The following is a 19,288-nucleotide window of genomic DNA, read 5'->3' as shown; positions in this document are numbered from 1 at the left end:
CGGAGGGTTCAACAGACTTCGCAAGTTCCGGCTTGCGCGAATCCCGAAAGTGGAATTTATTCCCATTTATGGAATCATCGCTCGCCACACCGCCCCCGCTGGCCAGACACATCCGCGACCTGCGCCAGTCGCGCAACCTCACGCTCGCGGATCTGGCCGCCGCCAGCACCATCAGCCGCGCCAGCCTCTCGCGGATCGAAAATGGCGAGGTCAGCCCCACGGCCGACACGCTCGCCAAGCTCTCGACCGCCCTGCGCCTGCCGATCTCGCATCTGATCTCGCCGCTGGAAAGCCGCTTTCAGGCGCTGGTGCCTCGCGATGCCCAGCCGGTCTACCACGATGCCAGCCACGGCTTTCACCGCCGCAACGTCTCACCTCCCAGCGCCGATCTGCAAATCGAACTGGTCGAGGCCACGCTGGAACCCGACGCGCACATTTCCTACGACCACCCCAGTGTGCCGGGCCACGAACATCATTTCGTGCTGCTGGAAGGGACGTTGCACATCACCGTCGACGGCGGGACCCACAGCCTCGGGCCCGGCGACTGTCTGCGCTACCGCCTTCACGGCGTCTCGGAATTTCGCGCCGGACCGGACGGCGCCCGCTACCTTCTGGCGCTCGCATGACCGCGCCCCGGATTACCGCGCTGACCGGCCCCGCGCTACAGCAAAACCTCGATGACCTCGCCCGCCTGCTGATCGACACTGTGGCCGATGGCGCCGCCGTCAGCTTTCTGCACCCGCTCGCCCCCGAGACGGCCAGCGCCTTCTGGCGCGACAATGTCTTTCCGCATGTGACGGCCAACGCCCGCAGCCTGTTCGCCGCCCACCTTGGCGACACGCTTGCCGGAACGGTCCAGCTGATCACCGCCATGCCCCAAAACCAGCCGCACCGGGCCGAGATCGCCAAGATGATGGTCCATCCCATCGCCCGCCGCCGCGGCCTGGGGCGTATGCTGCTTTCCGCCGCGCTGGACCACGCCCGCACCCTGGGCAAGACCAACGTCACCCTCGACACCCGCAGCGGCGACGTCTCGCAATCGCTTTACGCGTCCGTGGGTTTCGAGGTGGCGGGCATCATCCCCGACTTCGCCCTCGATCCCGACGGGCGCACGCTGCATTCCACAACCTACATGTTCAAACGGCTTTAGCCGCCCGCCACGTCCAGCACCGCTCGCAGCGCCAACTCCGGCGAGCTCAGGACGGGTACACCCAGATCCTCCAGCCGCGCCGCCGCGCCCGCCATCGAGGCTTGCGCCAACACCACCACCGCCACGTCGCCCTGCGCGGCCACGGCCTGCCGCACCTCGCCGGCGATCACGGCCTCAAAGGCGTCCGTCTCGCCCGCCTCGAACAGCGGCCAGTATTGCGGCATCGGCAGGGGATAAACCTTCTGCGGCGTGCCGCCCTCGGCCAGCGCCCGCTCCAAAAGGGCAAGGCTGGGCGCATAGGTACTCTCCAGACAGAACGCCATCAGAACCGGCCCTTGGGCGTGCGCCGCCGCCCGCATCATCGGCCAGTCCACGCGCATCGCTCCTGCGCTCTCGGCCACCGGCCCCAGCGTCGTGCAAGTACACAGCACCGGCCCCTGCGCCCGCGCAACGACGCCTGCGATCTCTTCCTCCAGCGCCGCTGCGCTGCCGTCCTGCGCCCGCTGCAACCAACGCGGTCGCACCACGTGGCGTAACTCCGCGTCCGGTGAAATCTGGTCACGCAAATCATCGAACCGCGACCGGTGCACTTCGGCCGTATGAAGCAAGGTAACCGTCATGCCCGCCGTCATCGCAGCATACCCGGCACGGCGCAAGTCCGGACTATCCCGCGCCCTGCTGTGCCAACACCAAGACCAGCGTCAGAACCAGCAAGGCCGCCATCACCCTGTTGAATACCCGCAACCGTTTCGGGCTGTTCAGAAAGCGGCGCATCTGCTGGCCCAGAACCGTCCAGCTTGTGGTGCTGACGACCGACACGACCACATAGACCCCGGCCACCCACAAGACCGCGCCAAGGTCCCGGCTCGTTGCGTAAAGCGTGATCGCCGACAGCGCCATGCTCCACGCCTTCGGGTTGACCCACTGGAAAGCGGCCGATTGCAGAAAGGTCAGCGGCTTGCCTTCCGTCTCGGCCTCCCTCGGCGGGGCGGCATTGGCGATCTTCCACGCCAGGTACAGCAGATACGCAACGCTCAGCACCATTAAGATCGTATAGGCCGGCGGCCACAGGTCGAACAGCTGCATAACTCCCAGCCCCACCAGTACGATCATGCAGGGAAATCCCAGCGTGATGCCCAGCATGTGCGGCACGGTCCGGCGAAAACCGAAATTCGCGCCCGAGGCCATCAGCATCAGGTTGTTGGGCCCCGGCGTGATCACCGTTGTGAAAGCAAAGCCGGTAAGGAGGATCAGTAGCTGGAACGTCATGAACGCAACATATGGCGTAAGTAGCGCAGTGAAATTGCGTTCCTTTGCGCAAAAATCTCTTTTGTGCAATTAATCGCACCCATGGATCATATAAACGACAAAATATTGCACGCACTCCAGCGGGACGGCCGGATCAGCAACCTCGATCTCGCCGAACGAGTCGGCCTGTCCCCCTCCGCCTGCCTGCGGCGGGTGCAGGATCTCGAACGCCGCGGCATCATCACCGGCTTCCGCGCCGTGCTCGACCGCTCCAAGCTGGGCGTCGGCTTCATCGCCTATGCCACGGTCGGCCTGAACTCCCACACAAAGGACAGCCAGGTCGCCTTCGAACGCGCCATGGCCGCGGCACCCGAGGTGGTGGAGTGCCACAACATCACCGGCTCGGTCGAATACCTTCTGCGTATCGAGGTCGCCGATCTGCCCGCCTACAAGGCGTTCCACACCGATGTCATCGGCACCCTGCCGCAGGTCAACGCGATCACCTCTTTCGTGGTGATGGGCTCACCCAAGGACATGCGCGCCTGAAGCTTTTCACCTGCGTCTCGCGGGCAAGCTGCACATCAGTTTTATTGCGAAACGCTTTAACCGTCCTGCCGGGCCACCCGCCGGATCGCCAGCAGGGTCAGCGGCGGGCCCACGATCTCGAACACCACCGTGCTGGCGATGGTCAGCGCCATGATCGTGCCCGACCAGTCGGGCAGCGCCTCGCCCGCGACCAGCGCGATGCCCACAGCAACACCCGCCTGCGGCAACAGCGCAGGGCCGTACCACCGCCGCTCCGCCGCGCTGGCCCCGGCCAGCCAGCCGCCGGCAAAACTGCCCAGGACACGGGCCAGCATTCGCAGGCCAAGGTAAAGCACCCCGGCCCAGCCCAGCGCCTTCAGGGCCTCCACCTCCAGCGTCGCCCCCGCCAACAGGAAGAACAGGATCATGAACGGCCACTGCACGTGTTCGATCTCGTGGAAGGCCCGTTCGTGGTGCTGCGCAAAGTTCACCACCACGGCCCCGGCCGTCATCCCCGCGATCAGGAACGACACCTCCAGCCACAGGGCCAGCCCCGCGGTCAGGAACACGATCCCGATCGCCTCGGCCTGCTGCGGCTCTCCCGGCGTCAGCCGTCCGGTCAACAGCGCCGCCGGCAGGCCCAGCGCCACGCCCAGCGCGACGCCGCCCAGGATGTCATGCGCCGCGCCCGCCAGCATCTCGCCCAGGCCGCTGGATTGCGACACCAGCGACAGGACCAGGCTGAACAGGATCAGGCCCCAGACATCGTCTATGGCGACGATCCCCTTCAACGTCTCGGTGAACCCAATCTTCACACCCGCCTGCCGGATCACGTCGGTCATCGCCGCGGGGTCGGTCGCCGTGGCGATCGCCCCCAGCACCAGCGCCAGGCGCCAGTCCACTCCGATTGCTGTCAGACCGCCCGCCACCACCAGCGCGGTCCCGCCCGCGATGGCCACCGACAACATCAGGATCGCCCGCCCGTGCCGCGCCAGCGTCTCGCGTGTCAGCGTCCCTCCCAGCAGGAAGGCGACCATCGTCAACGCCACGATCGACAGGATCTCGAACCATGCGATCAGGTCGCCCGGGATCAGGTCCAGCCCGGCCTGTCCGGCAACAAGCCCCAGAAGCAACAGCATCGTCACCCGAGGCAGGCGCGTGAACCGGCCCGCCTGGTCCGCCGCCAGCCCGGCCAGGAACAGCACACCCAACGCCATTAGAAGTTCCGCGATTTCCATGGCCTCACCCTGCCCGGTTGCAAGCGCAGGTTTCCTTGATCGGCATCAACTCACCACCACGAAAAACGCCCGGCACGGGTGGCCGGGCGTTTCGCGGTATTCCTGGCCGTCAGACGCGCCCCTTCCAGGGCACCAGCCATTTTTCCAGCATCCGGATGCCCACGTCGATCAGGAACCCGATGATTCCGATCAGGATGATCCCGACGATCACGATATCGGTCAGCTGGAACTTCGACGCGACCATGATCATCATGCCAAGGCCCCGCTCGGCGGCTACCAGTTCGGCGGCCACCACCGTGCCCCAGCAGACCCCCATGGCCACCCGTGCACCGGTGAAAATCTCCGGCAGGCTGTTGGGAATGATCACCTTGGTCAGCACTTGCAACTTGCTCGCGCCCAGCGAATAGGCCGCGTGGACCTTGGAAATCGCCACGCCCGACACGCCGGCCCGCGCCGCAATCGCCATGATCCAGAGCGCCGCCAGGAACAGCAGGATCACCTTGGACTGCTCGCCGATGCCGAACCAGATGATCATCAGCGGGATCAGCGCAAGCGGCGGCACCGGCCGCATGAACTCCACGATCGGGTCGAACCAGCCACGGGCCCAGTTGGTCAGCCCCATCGCATAGCCCAGGGGTATCCCCACCAGCGCGCCGAAGAAAAAGCCCAGCAGAACCCGCTGCAGCGAGATCCACGTATGCTGCCAAAGCGTGTAGTTGCGATATCCTTCCTCGTTCAGCTCAAAGAACCTGTCCACCGTGACCTCGGGCGCGGGCAGGTAAAGCCGCTGCATGCGGTTGCCGGTCGAGGGCGAGAAGGTCGGCGTGCCCTTGTCGGTCAGCCCCACCGTGCCCTCGGGCAACTGGATCATCTCGCCCGCCTGCACCTCGGTGCCATTGAGCGCGGTCACGACCGCATCGTCGCTCCGGCCCAGTTCGTCATTGCCCAGGACATTGATCACCTTGTAGCCGTATCGCGGCACCACGATGCTGTCGTTCTTGGCAAACCCGTCGCCCGGCTCCACCTCGGGCGCGGCCGGGATGCGGCCCGGATTGCCCTCGGCATCCACCGTCTGGCTGATATCCTCGCGGTAGACCAGCACCGTTACCTCGGCATCGTCCGCCCGTCCGTCCGGCAACGTGGAGGTATAGGTGAACGTGACCTCACCCAGATACGGCGACGAGGCCTGCGGCAACGGCAGGCTCGAATTGGTAAAGGCCACCCACAGCAGGAAGATCGTGATCACCGACAGCACACTGGCCGCCCGGTTCGGGCGCACGGCGCTTTCATCGCCAAAGGTGACCGTCTTCAGCGCAGTGAAATCGGCCCGCGCAAAAAACGCCCGGTACAGCGCCGAAACCGCGAGATACGCGACAAAGAACGCGGCGACATAAAGCGCGAGAACGATGAACCCGGTCATGCGCTTTCCTCCACCCGGCCCATGATCTCTTCTTCCATGTTCCAGATCATCTCGAGAATCTCTTCGCGACGCTCAGAAAACTCGGGATGTTTCTTCACCTCGCGCAGATCCTTGCCCACGCCCAGGTCGGCAAAGGGCAGGCGGTATTCCTTGTGGATGCGCCCCGGCCGCGGCGCCATCACCAAGAGCCGCTCGCCCAACAGCAGCGCCTCTTCCACCGAGTGGGTGATCAGGATGATCGTCTTGCCGGTTTCCTTCCACAGCTTCAGCACAAGCCCCTGCATCTTTTCGCGCGTCAGCGCATCCAGTGCGCCCAGCGGCTCGTCCATCAGGATCACGTCGGGGTCGTTGGCCAGGCACCGCGCCAGCGCCACGCGCTGCTGCATCCCGCCCGACAGCTCGTAAATCGCCTTTTCCTTGAAATCCTTCAGGCCGACCACATCCAGCAGGTGGTTGACCGTCGGCATGTACTTGGACTTGCTCTCGCCTTTCATCCGGGGGCCGAAGCTCACGTTGTCGCGCACGCTCATCCATTCGAACAGCGCGCCTTGCTGAAACACCATGCCGCGTTCCGCATCGGGGCCGGTCACCTTGTGATCGTTCAGCGTGATCTTGCCCTCGGTCGGCGCCAGAAACCCCGCCACGATGTTCAAAAGCGTGGTCTTGCCACAGCCTGACGGCCCCAGCACGCTCATCAACTCGCCGCTCTGCAACTCCAGCGAGACGTCCTTGAGCGCCTGCACATGGCCGCCATTCGGCAGATCGAAGCGCATGGAAATATTGTCGATCTTCAATGTCGACATGCCTGCCCCCTTCGTTTCGAGATTTTGTAGTGGTATCGGGAGCCGCGGGCCAACTGTGCGGCCCGCGGTCTGTCCTTTGCGAACCGCCTTATTGCACCGCTTCCAGCGGGCCGGTGTTCACGTTCGTCTCGTAAGAGGCCTTGGCCGCGTCGATCGAACCAGATTCCACAAAGACGTTCGCGACACCCAGCATGAATTCCTGCGCGCCGCCGCCCAGCCACTTCTCGGTCAGTTGCTCGTCGACCGGCGGAAAGACGAAGGTTTCGATGGTGGCCATCGTGTCTTCTTCGGACATGCCCGCATCTTCGGCGATCACCGGTAGCATCTTGTCGTGGTTGGCCTCGTCCGCCCACATGGCGTTGGCGTCCGCCGTCACCTTGAGAAAGCTCGACACCACGTCCGGGTTCTCGGCGATGAACGATGCCGGGCCCGATGTCACGTCGAACACAAGGATGCCCAGCTCTTCCTTCTCGGCGCCTGACAGCAGGACGTTGCCGCTTTCCTTCATGCGGCGCAGCGCACCGCCCCAGCCACACGCCATGTCGACGGCACCCTGCGCCAGCGCGGCCTGCCCTTCGGCGGGGGCCATGTCGACGACCGTCAGGCTGTCCAGCGACACGCCGAAATGGTCCATCTGCTTCAGAAAGCCGTAATGCGCCGCGGTGCCAAGCGGCACGGCGACCTTCTTGCCGGCCAGTTCGCCCGCGCTGTCCTTGTCGATTTCCAGCGCCGCCGACACGACGCAGTTGTCGTTGTCCGAATAGGACACCGCCACGTCGACGATCTGAAGGTCCTGGCCGGCGCTGGTGGCCACCACGAAGGGCGGCACGCCCTGACTCACGCTCAACTGCACGTCGCCCGAGGCCATCGCGGCGCTCATCGCCGTGCCGGTGTCGAAGCTGACCCAGTTCACGGTCATGCCCATCGCCTCGTCATACATGCCTTCGGCCTTGGCATACTGGAATGGCATCGGCCATTCGAGGAAGTAACCGACCGTGATGTCCTGCGCCGAAGCGGATGCCCCGGCCAGAAGCGCCGCGCCGGTGGTGGCGGCCATGAATTTCGACTTGAGTGTCATTTTTCCTTATCTCCCTGGAGTGTCGTTTCTTTTTCGTTGCGCCATCCTTGCGGGGGCGTCGTGAGCCGCACGGCAGAAACCATATCGCCACGCTGCCCCCGATGGCAGATGCGGCCTCATCCGAGCCGAATTTACGATTCCGATCAATGATTTTGTCTGGCTGGAGGCACTTCTTCCACCTTTCCGAACCGAAGTTTCGGGAAAACTGTCTCAGAAATCAGCAGAATAGCACGAAATCGCCATCACTCTGGACGCAAAGCACAATTTCCTGGACTTAAACAATGACCCCACCTGGCCCTATCGACAGTCGCGGTTTCAAGGCTGATTATACGGCAATCGCACGCACGTGCACCTACGCGCCCCCGGCCGCCGCGCCGGGCCTGACTTGATGGAGTTTGAGATGGATGGCAACCTGCTGAATGATATCGACAAAGTCGTGGACGCCGACCGCGCTCATGTCTGGCACCACCTGGTTCAACACCAGCCGTTCCAGACCGGCGCCCCCAAGATCATCGTCGAGGGCAAGGGCATGCGCGTCTGGGACCAGCACGGTAAGGAACATATCGACGCCGTCTCGGGCGGGGTCTGGACGGTGAACGTCGGCTATGGCCGCGAGCGCATCGCCAACGCCATCCGCGACCAGCTGATCAAGCTGCCCTATTTTGCCGGATCCGCCGGCTCGATCCCCGGCGCGCTCTTCTCGGAAAAGCTGATTTCCAAGATGCCGGGCATGAGCCGGGTCTATTTCACCAACTCCGGGTCCGAGGCGAACGAGAAAGCCTTCAAGATGGTCCGCCAGATCGCGCACAAGCGCTATGGCGGCAAGAAGTACAAGATCCTCTACCGCGAGCGCGACTACCACGGCTCCACCATCGGCACTATGTCGGCGGGCGGCCAGGACGAGCGCAACGCGCAATACGGCCCCTTCGCGCCCGGTTTCGTGCGTGTGCCGCACTGCCTGGAGTATCGCGCCCAGTGGGACCTGACCGGCGAGGAGTACGGCATCGCCGCGGCCAACGCGATCGAGGAAGTAATCCTTGCCGAAGGCCCGGACACCGTCGGCGCGCTTTGCCTTGAACCTGTCACCGCCGGCGGCGGTGTCATCACCCCGCCCGAAGGCTACTGGCCCCGCGTGCAGGAGATCTGCCGCAAGTACGACATCCTGCTGCATATTGACGAGGTCGTCTGCGGCGTGGGCCGCACCGGCACCCATTGGTTCGGATACCAGCATTACGGAGTCGAGCCCGATTTCGTGACCATGGCCAAGGGCGTCGCCTCGGGCTATGCCGCCATTGCCTGCTGCGTGACGAACGAAAAGGTCTTCGACATGTTCAAGGACGATGTAGAGGATCCGCTCAACTACTTCCGCGACATCTCGACCTTCGGTGGCTGCACCGCCGGCCCCGCCGCCGCGCTGGAAAACGTCGCCATCATCGAAGAAGAAGGCCTGCTCGAGAACACCACGAAGATGGGCGACTACATGACGGACCAGCTGAACGCTCTGGCCGACAAGCACGCCGTCATCGGGCAGGTGCGTGGCAAGGGCCTCTTCCTCGGCGCCGAGCTGGTCTCCGACCGCGCCAGCAAAGAGCCTGTGCCCGAGAAACAGGCCCAGGCCGTCGTCGCCGACTGCATGGCGCAGGGCACGATCATCGGCGTGACGAACCGCTCGATCCCGGGCTTCAACAACACGCTGTGTTTCTCTCCCGCGCTGATTTCGACCAAGGACGACATCGACCAGATCGTCGCCTCGGTCGATGAGGCCCTGGGCCGCGTCTTCGGCTGAACGCAAGCCTTGCAACGCAAACGCCCCGCCGGGTCCTCCGGCGGGGCGCTTTGTTTCAGGACCAGATTATTCGCAGAATAATCTGCGCCGGCGTCACGCCGCGTTGGGCAGGATCACGATCTCGACGCGGCGGTTCTGCGCCTTGCCATCCTCGGTCAGGTTCGACGCCACCGGCGCGTCCTCGCCGCGACCGAACGCGTCGATCCGGCTGAAGGCCACGCCACCGTTCATCAGCACGTCCGCCACGGCATTGGCGCGCCGCTCGGACAGCGCCTGGTTGTGCTCGGCCCCGCCGGAATTGTCCGTGTGGCCGACGATCTGCACCCGACTGTCGGGGTAATCCTGCAGGTTCTGCGCCACCGCAGACAGGTCGCTGCGCAGGCCCGGACGTACCGCCGCGCTGTCCACGTCGAACAGAATATCCTGCGGCAACGTCACGATCAGGCGGTCGCCGGTGTTCTGGATATCGACATTGTCATTGCCGATGTTGTTGCGAAGCTCGGCTTCCTGCCGGTCCAGCATGTTGCCGGCCACGGCACCGCCCGCCGCGCCGACAGCGCCGCCAATCAGCGCGCCCTTGACCTTCTTGTCGGCGACAAGCGCGCCCGCGCCCGCCCCGATCAGGCCGCCCAGCAGCGCACCCTGCTTGGCCTTCTGGTTGCGGTCGACAGCGGTGTCGTCAAGGTAGGCCGGGCTGGTGCAGGCCGTGGCCCCCAACATCGACAAACCCGCAATAAGGGTGACTGTTTTTTGTGAAATGCTCATCCTGATGCCTCATGTTCCAAGCGCCCGTTTGCCGGGTCTGACATCGATTCTAAGCAATTTACGACCAAGGCCCAAGCGTTTTTTACGGGGAAACCGGCGGCGATCCGCGCAGAACCGCCGCGCCCGCCGCCCGGCGGCGGCAGAAAATGCGCTCACCCGGCCTCGGCCCGCGCACTTTCCCATGCCAGGATCGCGCGTTTGACAGGCAGACCCCAGTGATACCCGCCAAGCCCGCCCGACTTGCGCAGCGCCCTGTGGCACGGGATCAGGAAACTCACCGGGTTGCGCCCCACAGCGGTGCCCACGGCGCGCACGGCCCTCGGGTTTCCGATGGCCTGCGCGATTTCCGAATAGGTCGTCACGTGGCCCGACGGGATCTGCATCAAGGCCTCCCAAACCTTGATCTGGAACGGCGCCCCGATCATGTAGAGCGGCACTTTTTCTGCCGTCTGGTCGCCCGCGCCGAAGGCCTGCAACACCCACGGGCGCAGCATCATCGGGTCCTCCACGAATTCCGCGTTCGGCCAGCGCGAGATCATGTCCCCCATCGCCGCCTCCTCGCCCGTTTCGCTGGCAAACCCGATGCCGCAGATGCCCTTCTCGGTGCCCATCACCAGCGCCAGTCCGAAGGGGCTGTCGAACCACCCCCACGTGATCTTCAGCCCCTCGCCCCGCCGCGCAAACTCGCCCGGGCTCATAGCCTCCCACCGCAGGAACAGGTCATGCAGCCGCCCGGTGCCCGACAGACCCAGCTCATGCGCGGTGTCCAGCGTCGTGAACCGCCCGGCCAGCAGATCCTTGGCCTGGCCCAGCGCCAGGTATTGCTGGTACCGTTTGGGGCTCACGCCCACCCATTGCGTGAACAGCCGCTGGAAATGCGCGGGGCTCATGTTCATGTCGCGGGCAAGGTCCGCCAGGCGCACACCCGGCCCGCCCGCGTCGATCAGGTCGATCGCCCGGCGCATGACATTGAAATGATACCCGTCGCGGATTTCGGTGTTGATTTCGGCGCTCATGACGGCTCTCCATTCGATATACGGAATGTAGTCGCACACCCGCATCGCCGCGACCCGAATGTTGCGCATCCCGACCAAAGCGGGCACAAGGTAAACCATGGCCAAGCAACTCGACTACCACACGATCCGCGAGATCTTCACCCGGTTCCAGGAGTCGTCTCCCGAACCCAAGGGCGAGCTCGACCACGTGAACGCCTACACGCTTCTCGTGGCCGTGGCGCTCTCGGCGCAGGCGACCGATGCGGGGGTCAACCGCGCCACGCGCGAGCTGTTCAAGATCGCCGACACCCCGCAGAAGATGCTGGACCTGGGCGAGGAAGAGCTGATCGAGCATATCAAGACCATCGGCCTTTACCGCAACAAGGCCAAAAACGTGATGAAGCTGTCGCGCATCCTGATCGACAAGTTCGACGGCGAGGTGCCCAATTCCCGTGCCGCGCTGCAATCGCTGCCCGGCGTCGGGCGCAAGACGGCCAACGTCGTGCTGAACATGTGGTGGAGCTATCCCGCACAGGCGGTCGACACGCATATCTTCCGGGTCGGCAACCGCACGGGCATCGCCCCGGGCAAGGATGTGGACGCGGTCGAACGCGCCATCGAGGACCACGTGCCGGTGGATTTCCAGCAGCACGCCCACCACTGGCTGATCCTGCACGGCCGCTACCACTGCAAGGCGCGCGCCCCGATGTGCCGGTCCTGCATCATCCGCGACCTCTGCCAGTTCGAGGAAAAGACCATATGAGCAAGTACCAGGCCGTGGGTATCGGCAACGCCGTCGTCGACGTGTTCTCGCAGGCCGATGACGGGTTTCTGTCCCGCATGGGCATCGAAAAGGGCATCATGCAGCTGATTGAGCAGGACCGGGCCGAACACCTTTACGACAACATGCAGAACCGCACCCAGATGGCGGGCGGCTCGGTGGCCAACACCATCGCCGGGCTGGGGGCCCTGGGCCTCTCCACCGCCTTTATCGGACGCGTGGCCGACGACGCCCTGGGGCGCGACTATGCGCGGGAAATGTCGGATGTCGGAACCGACTTCGTGAACGCGCCGGCCAGCGAAGGCGAACTGCCGACCTCCCGCTCGATGATCTTCGTCTCGCCGGACGGCGAGCGCTCGATGAACACCTATCTCGGCATTTCGACCGAACTTGGCCCCGATGACGTCGACGACGCGGTCGCGGGCAATGCGGGCCTGCTCTTTCTCGAAGGTTACCTCTTCGACAAGGACAAGGGCAAAGCGGCCTTCCTCGCCGCCGCGCGCGCCTGCCGCGACGGCGGCGGCATGGCCGGCATCACCCTGTCGGACCCGTTCTGCGTCGACCGCCACCGTGCCGACTTCCGCAAGCTGGTGACCGAACTGGACTACGTGATCGGCAACGAACACGAATGGTGCGCGCTCTACAAGACCGACGACCTTGGCACCGCGCTGGAACAGGCGGCCTCGGAAAGCGGCCTGATTGTCTGCACCCGCTCGGGCCGGGACGTGGTGATCGTGCGCGGCGAAGACACCGTGACCGTCCCCGTCGATGAAATCACCCCGGTCGACACGACCGGCGCGGGCGATCAGTTTGCTGCAGGCTTTCTCTATGGCCTGGCCACCGGCGCGTCGCTGGAAGTGGCCGGGCGCATGGGCTGCATTGCGGGCGCGGAGGTGATCAGCCACTACGGCGCCCGGCCAGAGGCGGACGTGAAGGCGATGTTTAGGGCCGAAGGGCTGGTCTGAGAAAGGCCATTTTCTTGAAGAAAGAAAATGGTCCGGAAAATCCTGGATTTTCCGCGCCGGTTGCGACGGGCCGCGCGTTCGACACGCGGCCGCCCGAAAGGCCGGCGTCAGGCCAGTCGAGTATTTTCAGCAAGAAGAAGCCATGGATGCGCTTCCGGGCCGGGCGTCGTTCGGCACGGCGCCGATGCAGACCCGAGACCCGGATGCGACTTTTCCTTGCACGGTCATCGGCTCTCCAGCCTGTACCGCAGTCCGATCGTGCCGCGGCTTCGTTAAAATACCGTTCCCGGCTTTTTCTTGCCGCAAATACTCAGATCACCGCGCTCGCCATCTTGTCGAGGGTCGGGCGAAAGCGTCACGCCCGCCATATGCCCGAGGAGGAGGCACGACGACGAGACAGACCTGCGCGCGCGGCACGCGCGCCCCGCCTAGGCGCCCAGCTTGGCGTGGACCTCGTCCAGGTCGATCTCGCCGATGGGCATCTTGTTCGACGGATCGTCGAAATCGTATTTGAACAGTTCGAAATCGCGGTGATAGATTTCCTTCACCAGGTGCATCGACAGGTCGTCGAAATAGTCCTCGACCGGGTGCGCCCGTTTCGGCCCGTGCCCTTCGCTCTCGTTGAAACGCGGGATCGTCTTCAGGTCCACCTTCTTCGGCGTCCGGGTCGCCTTCAGGACATCCGCCATCCCGTCGTTGAACTGCTCCGTCCAGAAGATCCTGTCATAGGTGCCGCCGTTCACGATGAAGGTCGACACGTGCCCCGACATCGACGACCAGTGAATGTCCGGTTCCATCGGGCGTTTCCAGCGGATGGTATCGCGGGTGAACAGCAGGAACCGCCGGAAGCTCTTGATCTGGTCGAACTCCTGCTTGCCGTCCTCGCCGCCCACCTCGATGCCGTATTTCTGGATCAACAGGGGCACCAGCTTGCCGCGGTACCGCTTGCCGTTGCGCTGGATGCCGCAGATCTTGTCGAAGAACGACGACAGGATGCGGGTATAGGGGTTGCGCACGCAGGTGAACGCGTAAGACGTGTGCGTGCGCACGTTGGCCTTGATCAGCGGCTGGCTTTCGTCGCGGGCCCATTTGTGCAGGCCATCCGTGGCGTCGTGGATGTCACCGTCAAAGAATTCCCCATGGTCCGAGAAATACATGATCTGCCCAATGGTCGAGCAGGCGCATTTCGGCACCACGCGATAGACCATGCTCTCGCTTTCCGTCATCCATGTACCGGGAAAGCCCATTCGCCTGCCTCCAACCCCGCTGCTTTGGTTTTCTCGGGTCAAGTCGTGTTTAACCCGTTAAAAAAACCAAAGAAAGCCTGTTTATTCAACGGACGTTCACCTCTATCACTATAATCAATCGACGAAAGAGCAGGTCAATCGTTTCGCCCATGGCCAGGATCGCCTTCATTCTGCTGTGCCACAAGGACCCCGATGCGATCATCGGACAGGCCAACATGCTGACCGCGGCGGGCGACTACATGTCGATCCACTTCGACGCCCGCGCAAATCCCGATCATTACAGGAAGATACGCGCGGCGCTGGCCGACAATCCCAACGTCACCTTCGCCAGCAAGCGGATCAAGTGCGGCTGGGGCGAATGGTCGCTCGTCCAGGCCACGCTGCACGCGATCGAGGCGGCGGTCGACGCCTTCCCCCGCGCGACCCATTTCTACATGCTCTCGGGCGATTGCGCGGCCATCAAGTCGGCCCGCTACACCCATGATTTTCTCGATGCCAACGATGTCGATTACATCGAAAGCTTCGACTATTTCGCATCCGACTGGATCAAGACCGGCATGAAGGAAGAGCGGCTGATCTACCGCCATTTCTTCAACGAGCGGAACCGCAAGTGGCTGTTCTACACCTCGTACAACATCCAGAAGAAGCTGCGCCTGACCCGCGAGATCCCCGCCGACCTGCAGATCCAGATCGGCAGCCAGTGGTGGTGCCTGCGCCGGCGCACGATCGAATGGATCCTTGCGTTCACCCGCAAGCGGCGCGACGTGATGCGCTTTTTCCGCACCACCTGGATTCCGGACGAGACCTTCTTTCAGACCCTCGTGCGGCACCTCGTGCCGGAAGACGAGATCCGGACGCGGACGCTGACCTTCCTGATGTTCACCGATTACGGGATGCCGGTCACGTTCTACAACGACCATTACGACCTGCTGCTCAGCCAGGACGCCCTCTTTGCCCGCAAGATCAGCGCCGAGGCGACCGAACTGAAGACGCGCCTGGGCGCGCTCTATGCTGACGAGACCGCGCGGTTCAACATCTCGGACGAGGGGCGCAGCCTGTTCAAGTTTCTCACCGGGCGCGGGCGCATCGGCCGCCGCTTCGCCCTGCGTTTCTGGGAAACCGAAAGCACCCTGGGCCGCGAGCGCGAGCTGATGATCATCGTCTGCAAGAAATGGCACGTCGCCAAGCGCATGATCGACAAGATCCGGCAAATCACCAACGTGCCTGCCATCGAATACCTCTTCAACGAGGAAAACACCCACCTGCCCGACCTGGGCGGCATCCAGGCCACGCTGGGCAAGCGCACGCGCCATCGCCGGGCGCTCATGCGGATGCTGTTCGACTATTTCGAGACCGACCGCCTGATCGTCTGCATGGATCCCGGCAATCTCGACCTGCTCGAGGATTTCTGCAACGACCGGTCCACCACCAAGCTGCTGGAAATCCAGTGCGAGTTCACCGACCACTACCTCGTCGGCCATGCCCGCCGCGTCGGCCTTGCCGGCGAGCAGACGCCCAAGGAAACGCTGGAACGCCTGCTGCCCACCATCCGCGGCGACATCAACTTCGAATCCGACCGGATCCGCGATGCCGAGTTCGAGAACCACGGCATCATGAAACAATCCAACGACCCCGAGGAAAACGCCGGGCTGATCGCCCGTTTCCTTGATATCGCGCCCGACAAGGCGCTAGAGATCGCCCGAACCGACCATCTTTATGCCGACTGAGGCCGCACATCATGTCCTTTGCCTATGACGACCAGAATATCTTCGCCAAGATCCTGCGCGGCGAGATCCCCAACGACACCGTGCTGGAAACCGAGCACACGCTCGCCTTCAATGACATCGAACCGCAGGCGCCGGTGCATGTGCTGGTCATCCCCAAGGGACCGTATGTCTGCCACGACCATTTCGCCGCCGAGGCGTCCGAGGCGGAACTGGTCGACTTCATGCGGGTCACCGCGCAGGTCTGCGCCATGACCGGCGTCTCCCCGGGCGGCGGCAAACCGGGATATCGCACCATCTCGAACGCGGGCGAGGCCGGGGTCCAGGAAGTGCCGCATTACCACATGCACATCCTTGGCGGGCGCGGCCTCGGGCGGATGCTGGCCAAGGCCGACAGCTGATCGAACCCCTACCTTGCGCCCCTGCGCAGCCTGCCCCATATCCAGCGCCATGAGCCAGTCAATCCAGTCCAGTCCACAGGGCCTGCGCGCCCGCGTCGAAACCCTCGTCAGCCGCACGAGCTTTCAGAATTTCATCCTCGCGGTGATCCTCTTCAACGCCGTGGTGCTGGGGCTGGAGACGTCGCAAACCGCGATGACGGCCGCCGGTCCGCTGATCGTCATGCTGGACACGATCTGTCTCGCGATCTTCGTGGTCGAAATCGGGCTGAAACTCTTCGCCCGCGGCACGGGGTTCTTCCGCAACGGCTGGAACGTCTTCGACTTCGTGATCGTCGGCATCTCGCTCATTCCTTCGGCTCAAGGTCTCTCGGTGCTTCGCGCCCTGCGCATCCTGCGCCTGTTACGGGTGCTGTCGGTCACCCCGTCCCTGCGCCGCGTCGTCGAGGGTTTGATGAACGCCCTGCCCGGCATGGGCTCGGTCTTCCTGCTGATGGGGATCATCTTCTACATCGGCTCGGTCATGGCGACAAAGCTGTTCGGCGGCGGATGCCCCGCCTGCACCCCCGAACAGGCCGCGCTGTTCGACCAGTGGTTCGGCACCATCGGACGCTCGGGCTATTCGCTCTTCCAGATCATGACGCTGGAATCGTGGTCGATGGGCATCGTCCGCCCGGTGATGGAGGTTTACCCCTACGCCTGGGCCTTCTTCGTGCCATTCATCCTGGTGACCACCTTCGCCGTGGTGAACCTCGTCGTCGGCCTGATCGTGAACTCGATGCAGGACGCCCACAACCTCGAAGCCGAGGAACGCACCGACACCTACCGTGACGAGGTGCTGCAACGCCTGAAATCCATCGAGGACAAGCTGCAGGACAAGTAGGCGCCCTCAGCGCGAGCGCGTCAGCTCCAGGAACACCTCTTCCAGGTCCGCCTGCTCGGTCCGCACGTCCCGGATGCGCATCCCCGAGGCCCGCACCGCCTCCAGCACCGCCTCGGCCGACATCCTGGTCGCGCGATAGCTGATCGCCACCTGCCCCCCGGGGCGCGTCTCGACGGTCAGGCCTTCGCCCTCGGGCAGCTTGCCGGGCTCTTCCTCGGGCTCGATCACCATCGTGCGCCGGTCCATCTGGCCCAGCAGATGCGCCGTGCTGTCCCGCGCCACGACCGAGCCTTCGTTGATGATGGCGATCTCGTCGCACATCTCCTCGGCTTCCTCCAGGTAATGCGTGGTCAGGATGATCGTCATCCCCTGCTCGTTTAGCTTGCGCACGTTCTGCCACAGCATCTGGCGCAGCTCGATATCCACGCCCGCCGTCGGCTCGTCCAGCACCAGGATATGCGGGTGATGCACCAACGCCTTGGCCAGCAAAAGCCGCCGCCGCATCCCCCCCGACAGGGTACGCGCATAGGCCTCGGCCTTGTCGCTCAGCCCCACCAGTTCCAGTATCTCGTCGCTGCGCCGGTCCTTTTTCGGCACGCCATACAGCCCCGCCTGCACCTCCAGCGCCGCGCGCGGCGCAAAGAACGGATCAAGGTTCAACTCCTGCGGCATCACCCCGATCGACGCCCGGCTTTGCCGCGGGTTCACGTCCTGGTCGAAGCCCCAGATCTTCACCTGCCCCTTGGTCTTGGTCACCAGCCCGGCCAGGATGTTGATCAGCGTCGACTTGCCCGCACCATTGGGCCCCAAAAGGCCAAAGACCGACCCCTTGGGCACGTCCAGGTCCACGCCCGTCAGCGCCGGCTTGGACATGCCGTGCTTGCCGCCGCCATAGACCTTCTCCAGGCCTCTCACTTCGATTGCATTTGTCGGCATGGCGGCTCTTGTCCCCGGGTGTCTGTCGGATATAGTCTGCCCGGACCTACTTGCAGCCAAAAGGAACGCCGTCAATGGTGACCGAAGCCCCCGAGACCCGGATCGTCGACAGCTACCGCGTGGCCTGCGATGGCGGCGAAGGCGCATTGGGCCACCCGCGCGTGTGGCTGACCATCCCGCAGGACATCGGCTTCGTCGAATGCCCCTATTGCGACGCCAAGCTGGTGCACCGCGATTTCGAGGGAAAGGTCTGAGCCACGCAGTCCGGACGATCGGCAAAGCCGTCTTCCGCATCGCGCTCGGCCTTGTCGCACTGGTCGGCCTCTATCTGTTCGCCTCTATTGCAGGCGCCCTCATCCCCGGCCCGCTCTCTCCCAACCCGTCAGCCGAAGACGGCCCTCCGGTCGAGATCCGGCTGGTCGCGGGCCCCATCCACTATGACCTTCTCCTGCCGCTGACACCCCGCACACGGGCGCGCTTCTTCCACCTCGAACAGGCGGGCCTTCCGCTCTCGGACCCCCAGGCCGAGTGGCTGGTGATCGGCTGGGGCAGCCGCGCGTTCTACACCCACGAAGGCCCCTACAGCGATGTCCCCGCCGCCACGCTCTGGCGCGCCGTCACCGGCGACGATGCCGTCCTGCGCGCCGACGTGATCGGGCCGCTTCCCCGAGGGTATGAAAGCCCGGTCCTGAAGGTGACACAAGCAGAGTACGCCGCGCTTCTGACGGCAATCCTGCAACAGCTGAAACCGGACGCCGACTTCGCGGCCATCGCGCTCACCGCCCCCGGTTTTACCGGCACGGACATGTTCTTCGAGGCGACAGGCCGCTTTCACATCTTCAGCACCTGCAACACCTGGGTCTCTCGCACCCTGCGTCGCGCGGGCATCCGCTTCGGCGCGTGGACCCCGACACCCTACGCCGTAACGCTCTCGCACCGCCGCTTCCATCCCGGCTGACTGCACGCAAATCTTACCCTTCCATCGCCACGCCGGTGCAAGACGCATTGGGGGATGATTTCTGAACATCGCCAGCCAGCCTAGGAAATGTAAGCAGGCGGCTGACCTATGGCCCTTGAAATGTCATCCCTCGCATATCGCGCGGTCACGACCTGGCCGATCCTGAAATTGCTTTTTCGACGGTTCCGCGCCTCAAATCATCGCGAAATCGCTGAACACCCGTCTCGAAATGACGATTGGCTTCTCGGTATCGCTGGTCTTGACCGGCTCACCGGGCTTGGGCCGTGTCGCATCAGGGGGTTTGGGATCTGTCTTGGCCATTTTCCTTCTCCGCTTGAGGCGGCGTCCGGGCCAAGGCGCGCTCGACCGGCGCCACAGGTTTCAAGTT

The 19,288-nt window shown here is 64.0% G+C and carries 22 protein-coding genes; 11 read left to right on the top strand and 11 right to left on the bottom strand.

Annotated features, from left to right (window positions below; all coding sequences use genetic code 11):
• The first annotated feature begins 68 nt into the window (after positions 1–68).
• Together FIU89_RS00720 and FIU89_RS00715 are read left to right on the top strand one after the other, a co-directional pair.
• Positions 69–626: a helix-turn-helix domain-containing protein gene (locus FIU89_RS00720; RefSeq protein ID WP_152490834.1), complete on the top strand. Its 558-nt coding sequence runs from the start codon at positions 69–71 to the stop codon at positions 624–626.
• A complete protein-coding gene (locus FIU89_RS00715) occupies positions 623–1,150 on the top strand; it encodes an N-acetyltransferase (protein ID WP_152490833.1) in 528 nt (175 codons plus the stop codon). The genes FIU89_RS00720 and FIU89_RS00715 overlap by 4 nt, the downstream gene beginning before the upstream one ends.
• On the opposite strand, the gene FIU89_RS00710 is transcribed toward FIU89_RS00715, so the two are convergent.
• Both FIU89_RS00710 and FIU89_RS00705 read right to left on the bottom strand, forming a co-directional pair.
• Positions 1,147–1,770 carry a hypothetical protein gene (locus FIU89_RS00710; RefSeq protein ID WP_152490832.1) on the bottom strand — a complete coding sequence of 208 codons (624 nt, stop codon included), beginning with the start codon at positions 1,768–1,770 and terminating at the stop codon, positions 1,147–1,149. The genes FIU89_RS00715 and FIU89_RS00710 overlap by 4 nt on opposite strands.
• Before the next feature lie 43 nt (positions 1,771–1,813).
• Complete coding sequence (locus tag FIU89_RS00705) at positions 1,814–2,419, bottom strand: LysE family translocator (RefSeq protein ID WP_152490831.1); 606 nt, start codon at positions 2,417–2,419, stop codon at positions 1,814–1,816.
• 81 nt (positions 2,420–2,500) lie between these two features.
• Between FIU89_RS00705 and FIU89_RS00700 the strand changes: the two genes are divergently transcribed.
• Positions 2,501–2,944, top strand: coding sequence for an Lrp/AsnC family transcriptional regulator (locus tag FIU89_RS00700; protein ID WP_172977980.1), 444 nt, complete (start codon positions 2,501–2,503; stop codon positions 2,942–2,944).
• 56 nt (positions 2,945–3,000) lie between these two features.
• Here FIU89_RS00700 and FIU89_RS00695 read toward each other — a convergent pair whose 3' ends face one another.
• From FIU89_RS00695 to FIU89_RS00680, 4 genes are all read right to left on the bottom strand, one after another.
• The gene (locus tag FIU89_RS00695) at positions 3,001–4,161 is read right to left on the bottom strand and encodes a cation:proton antiporter (RefSeq protein WP_152490830.1); all 1,161 of its coding nucleotides are present in this window, start codon (positions 4,159–4,161) and stop codon (positions 3,001–3,003) included.
• A gap of 109 nt (positions 4,162–4,270) precedes the next feature.
• On the bottom strand, positions 4,271–5,581 hold the full coding sequence (locus FIU89_RS00690) for an ABC transporter permease (protein ID WP_152490829.1): 1,311 nt from the start codon (positions 5,579–5,581) through the stop codon (positions 4,271–4,273).
• Positions 5,578–6,384 carry a taurine ABC transporter ATP-binding protein gene (locus FIU89_RS00685; RefSeq protein ID WP_152490828.1) on the bottom strand — a complete coding sequence of 269 codons (807 nt, stop codon included), beginning with the start codon at positions 6,382–6,384 and terminating at the stop codon, positions 5,578–5,580. Before FIU89_RS00685 ends, FIU89_RS00690 begins: the two co-directional genes overlap by 4 nt.
• Before the next feature lie 88 nt (positions 6,385–6,472).
• On the bottom strand, positions 6,473–7,462 hold the full coding sequence (locus tag FIU89_RS00680; protein ID WP_152490827.1) for an ABC transporter substrate-binding protein: 990 nt from the start codon (positions 7,460–7,462) through the stop codon (positions 6,473–6,475).
• Positions 7,463–7,862: 400 nt separating this feature from the next.
• On the opposite strand from FIU89_RS00680, the gene FIU89_RS00675 reads away from it, so the two are divergent.
• Positions 7,863–9,248 carry an aspartate aminotransferase family protein gene (locus FIU89_RS00675; protein ID WP_152490826.1) on the top strand — a complete coding sequence of 462 codons (1,386 nt, stop codon included), beginning with the start codon at positions 7,863–7,865 and terminating at the stop codon, positions 9,246–9,248.
• A gap of 93 nt (positions 9,249–9,341) precedes the next feature.
• On the opposite strand, the gene FIU89_RS00670 is transcribed toward FIU89_RS00675, so the two are convergent.
• Both FIU89_RS00670 and FIU89_RS00665 read right to left on the bottom strand, forming a co-directional pair.
• Complete coding sequence (locus FIU89_RS00670; protein ID WP_152490825.1) at positions 9,342–10,013, bottom strand: OmpA family protein; 672 nt, start codon at positions 10,011–10,013, stop codon at positions 9,342–9,344.
• A 152-nt stretch (positions 10,014–10,165) separates the two neighbouring features.
• A complete protein-coding gene (locus FIU89_RS00665) occupies positions 10,166–11,029 on the bottom strand; it encodes a bifunctional helix-turn-helix domain-containing protein/methylated-DNA--[protein]-cysteine S-methyltransferase (protein WP_152490824.1) in 864 nt (287 codons plus the stop codon).
• A gap of 97 nt (positions 11,030–11,126) precedes the next feature.
• Here FIU89_RS00665 and nth point away from each other — a divergent pair, with 97 nt between their 5' ends.
• Both nth and FIU89_RS00655 read left to right on the top strand, forming a co-directional pair.
• Positions 11,127–11,771: an endonuclease III gene (nth, locus tag FIU89_RS00660; RefSeq protein ID WP_152490823.1), complete on the top strand. Its 645-nt coding sequence runs from the start codon at positions 11,127–11,129 to the stop codon at positions 11,769–11,771.
• The gene (locus tag FIU89_RS00655; protein ID WP_152490822.1) at positions 11,768–12,754 is read left to right on the top strand and encodes an adenosine kinase; all 987 of its coding nucleotides are present in this window, start codon (positions 11,768–11,770) and stop codon (positions 12,752–12,754) included. The genes nth and FIU89_RS00655 overlap by 4 nt, the downstream gene beginning before the upstream one ends.
• 428 nt (positions 12,755–13,182) lie before the next feature.
• On the opposite strand, the gene FIU89_RS00650 is transcribed toward FIU89_RS00655, so the two are convergent.
• Positions 13,183–14,001 (bottom strand): sulfotransferase family protein, encoded by an 819-nt coding sequence (locus FIU89_RS00650; protein WP_152490821.1) that lies wholly within the window; start codon positions 13,999–14,001, stop codon positions 13,183–13,185.
• A 149-nt stretch (positions 14,002–14,150) separates the two neighbouring features.
• On the opposite strand from FIU89_RS00650, the gene FIU89_RS00645 reads away from it, so the two are divergent.
• Genes FIU89_RS00645 through FIU89_RS00635 form a run of 3 tightly spaced genes read left to right on the top strand, consistent with a single transcriptional unit; the run spans position 14,151 to position 17,006 of the window.
• The gene (locus tag FIU89_RS00645) at positions 14,151–15,728 is read left to right on the top strand and encodes a DUF5928 domain-containing protein (protein ID WP_152490820.1); all 1,578 of its coding nucleotides are present in this window, start codon (positions 14,151–14,153) and stop codon (positions 15,726–15,728) included.
• 11 nt (positions 15,729–15,739) lie between these two features.
• Positions 15,740–16,126 carry a histidine triad nucleotide-binding protein gene (locus tag FIU89_RS00640; protein ID WP_152490819.1) on the top strand — a complete coding sequence of 129 codons (387 nt, stop codon included), beginning with the start codon at positions 15,740–15,742 and terminating at the stop codon, positions 16,124–16,126.
• 49 nt (positions 16,127–16,175) lie between these two features.
• The gene (locus FIU89_RS00635; protein WP_152490818.1) at positions 16,176–17,006 is read left to right on the top strand and encodes an ion transporter; all 831 of its coding nucleotides are present in this window, start codon (positions 16,176–16,178) and stop codon (positions 17,004–17,006) included.
• 6 nt (positions 17,007–17,012) lie between these two features.
• On the opposite strand, the gene FIU89_RS00630 is transcribed toward FIU89_RS00635, so the two are convergent.
• Entirely contained in the window at positions 17,013–17,942 is a 930-nt protein-coding gene (locus FIU89_RS00630) for an ABC transporter ATP-binding protein (protein WP_152490817.1), read from the bottom strand.
• Positions 17,943–18,016: 74 nt separating this feature from the next.
• On the opposite strand from FIU89_RS00630, the gene FIU89_RS00625 reads away from it, so the two are divergent.
• Together FIU89_RS00625 and FIU89_RS00620 are read left to right on the top strand one after the other, a co-directional pair.
• Complete coding sequence (locus FIU89_RS00625) at positions 18,017–18,196, top strand: zinc-finger domain-containing protein (RefSeq protein ID WP_103762793.1); 180 nt, start codon at positions 18,017–18,019, stop codon at positions 18,194–18,196.
• On the top strand, positions 18,142–18,900 hold the full coding sequence (locus FIU89_RS00620) for a DUF2459 domain-containing protein (protein ID WP_152490816.1): 759 nt from the start codon (positions 18,142–18,144) through the stop codon (positions 18,898–18,900). Before FIU89_RS00625 ends, FIU89_RS00620 begins: the two co-directional genes overlap by 55 nt.
• Positions 18,901–19,092: 192 nt before the next feature.
• On the opposite strand, the gene FIU89_RS22765 is transcribed toward FIU89_RS00620, so the two are convergent.
• The gene (locus FIU89_RS22765; RefSeq protein WP_261391447.1) at positions 19,093–19,221 is read right to left on the bottom strand and encodes a hypothetical protein; all 129 of its coding nucleotides are present in this window, start codon (positions 19,219–19,221) and stop codon (positions 19,093–19,095) included.
• Positions 19,222–19,288: the final 67 nt, after the last annotated feature.

The sequence above is a fragment of the Roseovarius sp. THAF27 genome, assembly GCF_009363655.1.
In the GTDB taxonomy this organism is placed as follows: Bacteria; Pseudomonadota; Alphaproteobacteria; order Rhodobacterales; family Rhodobacteraceae; genus Roseovarius.
Note: the sequence above shows the minus strand (reverse complement) of the source record. Positions and strands in the feature narration are given on the sequence as shown.

Bases quoted from the DNA above. Each gene is read 5' to 3' on its own strand.
- FIU89_RS00720 (WP_152490834.1), top strand. From the start codon at position 69: ATGGAATCATCGCTCGCCACACCGCCCCCGCTGGCCAGACACATCCGC.
- FIU89_RS00715 (WP_152490833.1), top strand. From the start codon at position 623: ATGACCGCGCCCCGGATTACCGCGCTGACCGGCCCCGCGCTACAGCAA.
- FIU89_RS00710 (WP_152490832.1), bottom strand. From the start codon at position 1,770: ATGACGGTTACCTTGCTTCATACGGCCGAAGTGCACCGGTCGCGGTTC.
- FIU89_RS00705 (WP_152490831.1), bottom strand. From the start codon at position 2,419: ATGACGTTCCAGCTACTGATCCTCCTTACCGGCTTTGCTTTCACAACG.
- FIU89_RS00700 (WP_172977980.1), top strand. From the start codon at position 2,501: ATGGATCATATAAACGACAAAATATTGCACGCACTCCAGCGGGACGGC.
- FIU89_RS00695 (WP_152490830.1), bottom strand. From the start codon at position 4,161: ATGGAAATCGCGGAACTTCTAATGGCGTTGGGTGTGCTGTTCCTGGCC.
- FIU89_RS00690 (WP_152490829.1), bottom strand. From the start codon at position 5,581: ATGACCGGGTTCATCGTTCTCGCGCTTTATGTCGCCGCGTTCTTTGTC.
- FIU89_RS00685 (WP_152490828.1), bottom strand. From the start codon at position 6,384: ATGTCGACATTGAAGATCGACAATATTTCCATGCGCTTCGATCTGCCG.
- FIU89_RS00680 (WP_152490827.1), bottom strand. From the start codon at position 7,462: ATGACACTCAAGTCGAAATTCATGGCCGCCACCACCGGCGCGGCGCTT.
- FIU89_RS00675 (WP_152490826.1), top strand. From the start codon at position 7,863: ATGGATGGCAACCTGCTGAATGATATCGACAAAGTCGTGGACGCCGAC.
- FIU89_RS00670 (WP_152490825.1), bottom strand. From the start codon at position 10,013: ATGAGCATTTCACAAAAAACAGTCACCCTTATTGCGGGTTTGTCGATG.
- FIU89_RS00665 (WP_152490824.1), bottom strand. From the start codon at position 11,029: ATGAGCGCCGAAATCAACACCGAAATCCGCGACGGGTATCATTTCAAT.
- nth (WP_152490823.1), top strand. From the start codon at position 11,127: ATGGCCAAGCAACTCGACTACCACACGATCCGCGAGATCTTCACCCGG.
- FIU89_RS00655 (WP_152490822.1), top strand. From the start codon at position 11,768: ATGAGCAAGTACCAGGCCGTGGGTATCGGCAACGCCGTCGTCGACGTG.
- FIU89_RS00650 (WP_152490821.1), bottom strand. From the start codon at position 14,001: ATGGGCTTTCCCGGTACATGGATGACGGAAAGCGAGAGCATGGTCTAT.
- FIU89_RS00645 (WP_152490820.1), top strand. From the start codon at position 14,151: ATGGCCAGGATCGCCTTCATTCTGCTGTGCCACAAGGACCCCGATGCG.
- FIU89_RS00640 (WP_152490819.1), top strand. From the start codon at position 15,740: ATGTCCTTTGCCTATGACGACCAGAATATCTTCGCCAAGATCCTGCGC.
- FIU89_RS00635 (WP_152490818.1), top strand. From the start codon at position 16,176: ATGAGCCAGTCAATCCAGTCCAGTCCACAGGGCCTGCGCGCCCGCGTC.
- FIU89_RS00630 (WP_152490817.1), bottom strand. From the start codon at position 17,942: ATGCCGACAAATGCAATCGAAGTGAGAGGCCTGGAGAAGGTCTATGGC.
- FIU89_RS00625 (WP_103762793.1), top strand. From the start codon at position 18,017: ATGGTGACCGAAGCCCCCGAGACCCGGATCGTCGACAGCTACCGCGTG.
- FIU89_RS00620 (WP_152490816.1), top strand. From the start codon at position 18,142: ATGCCCCTATTGCGACGCCAAGCTGGTGCACCGCGATTTCGAGGGAAA.
- FIU89_RS22765 (WP_261391447.1), bottom strand. From the start codon at position 19,221: ATGGCCAAGACAGATCCCAAACCCCCTGATGCGACACGGCCCAAGCCC.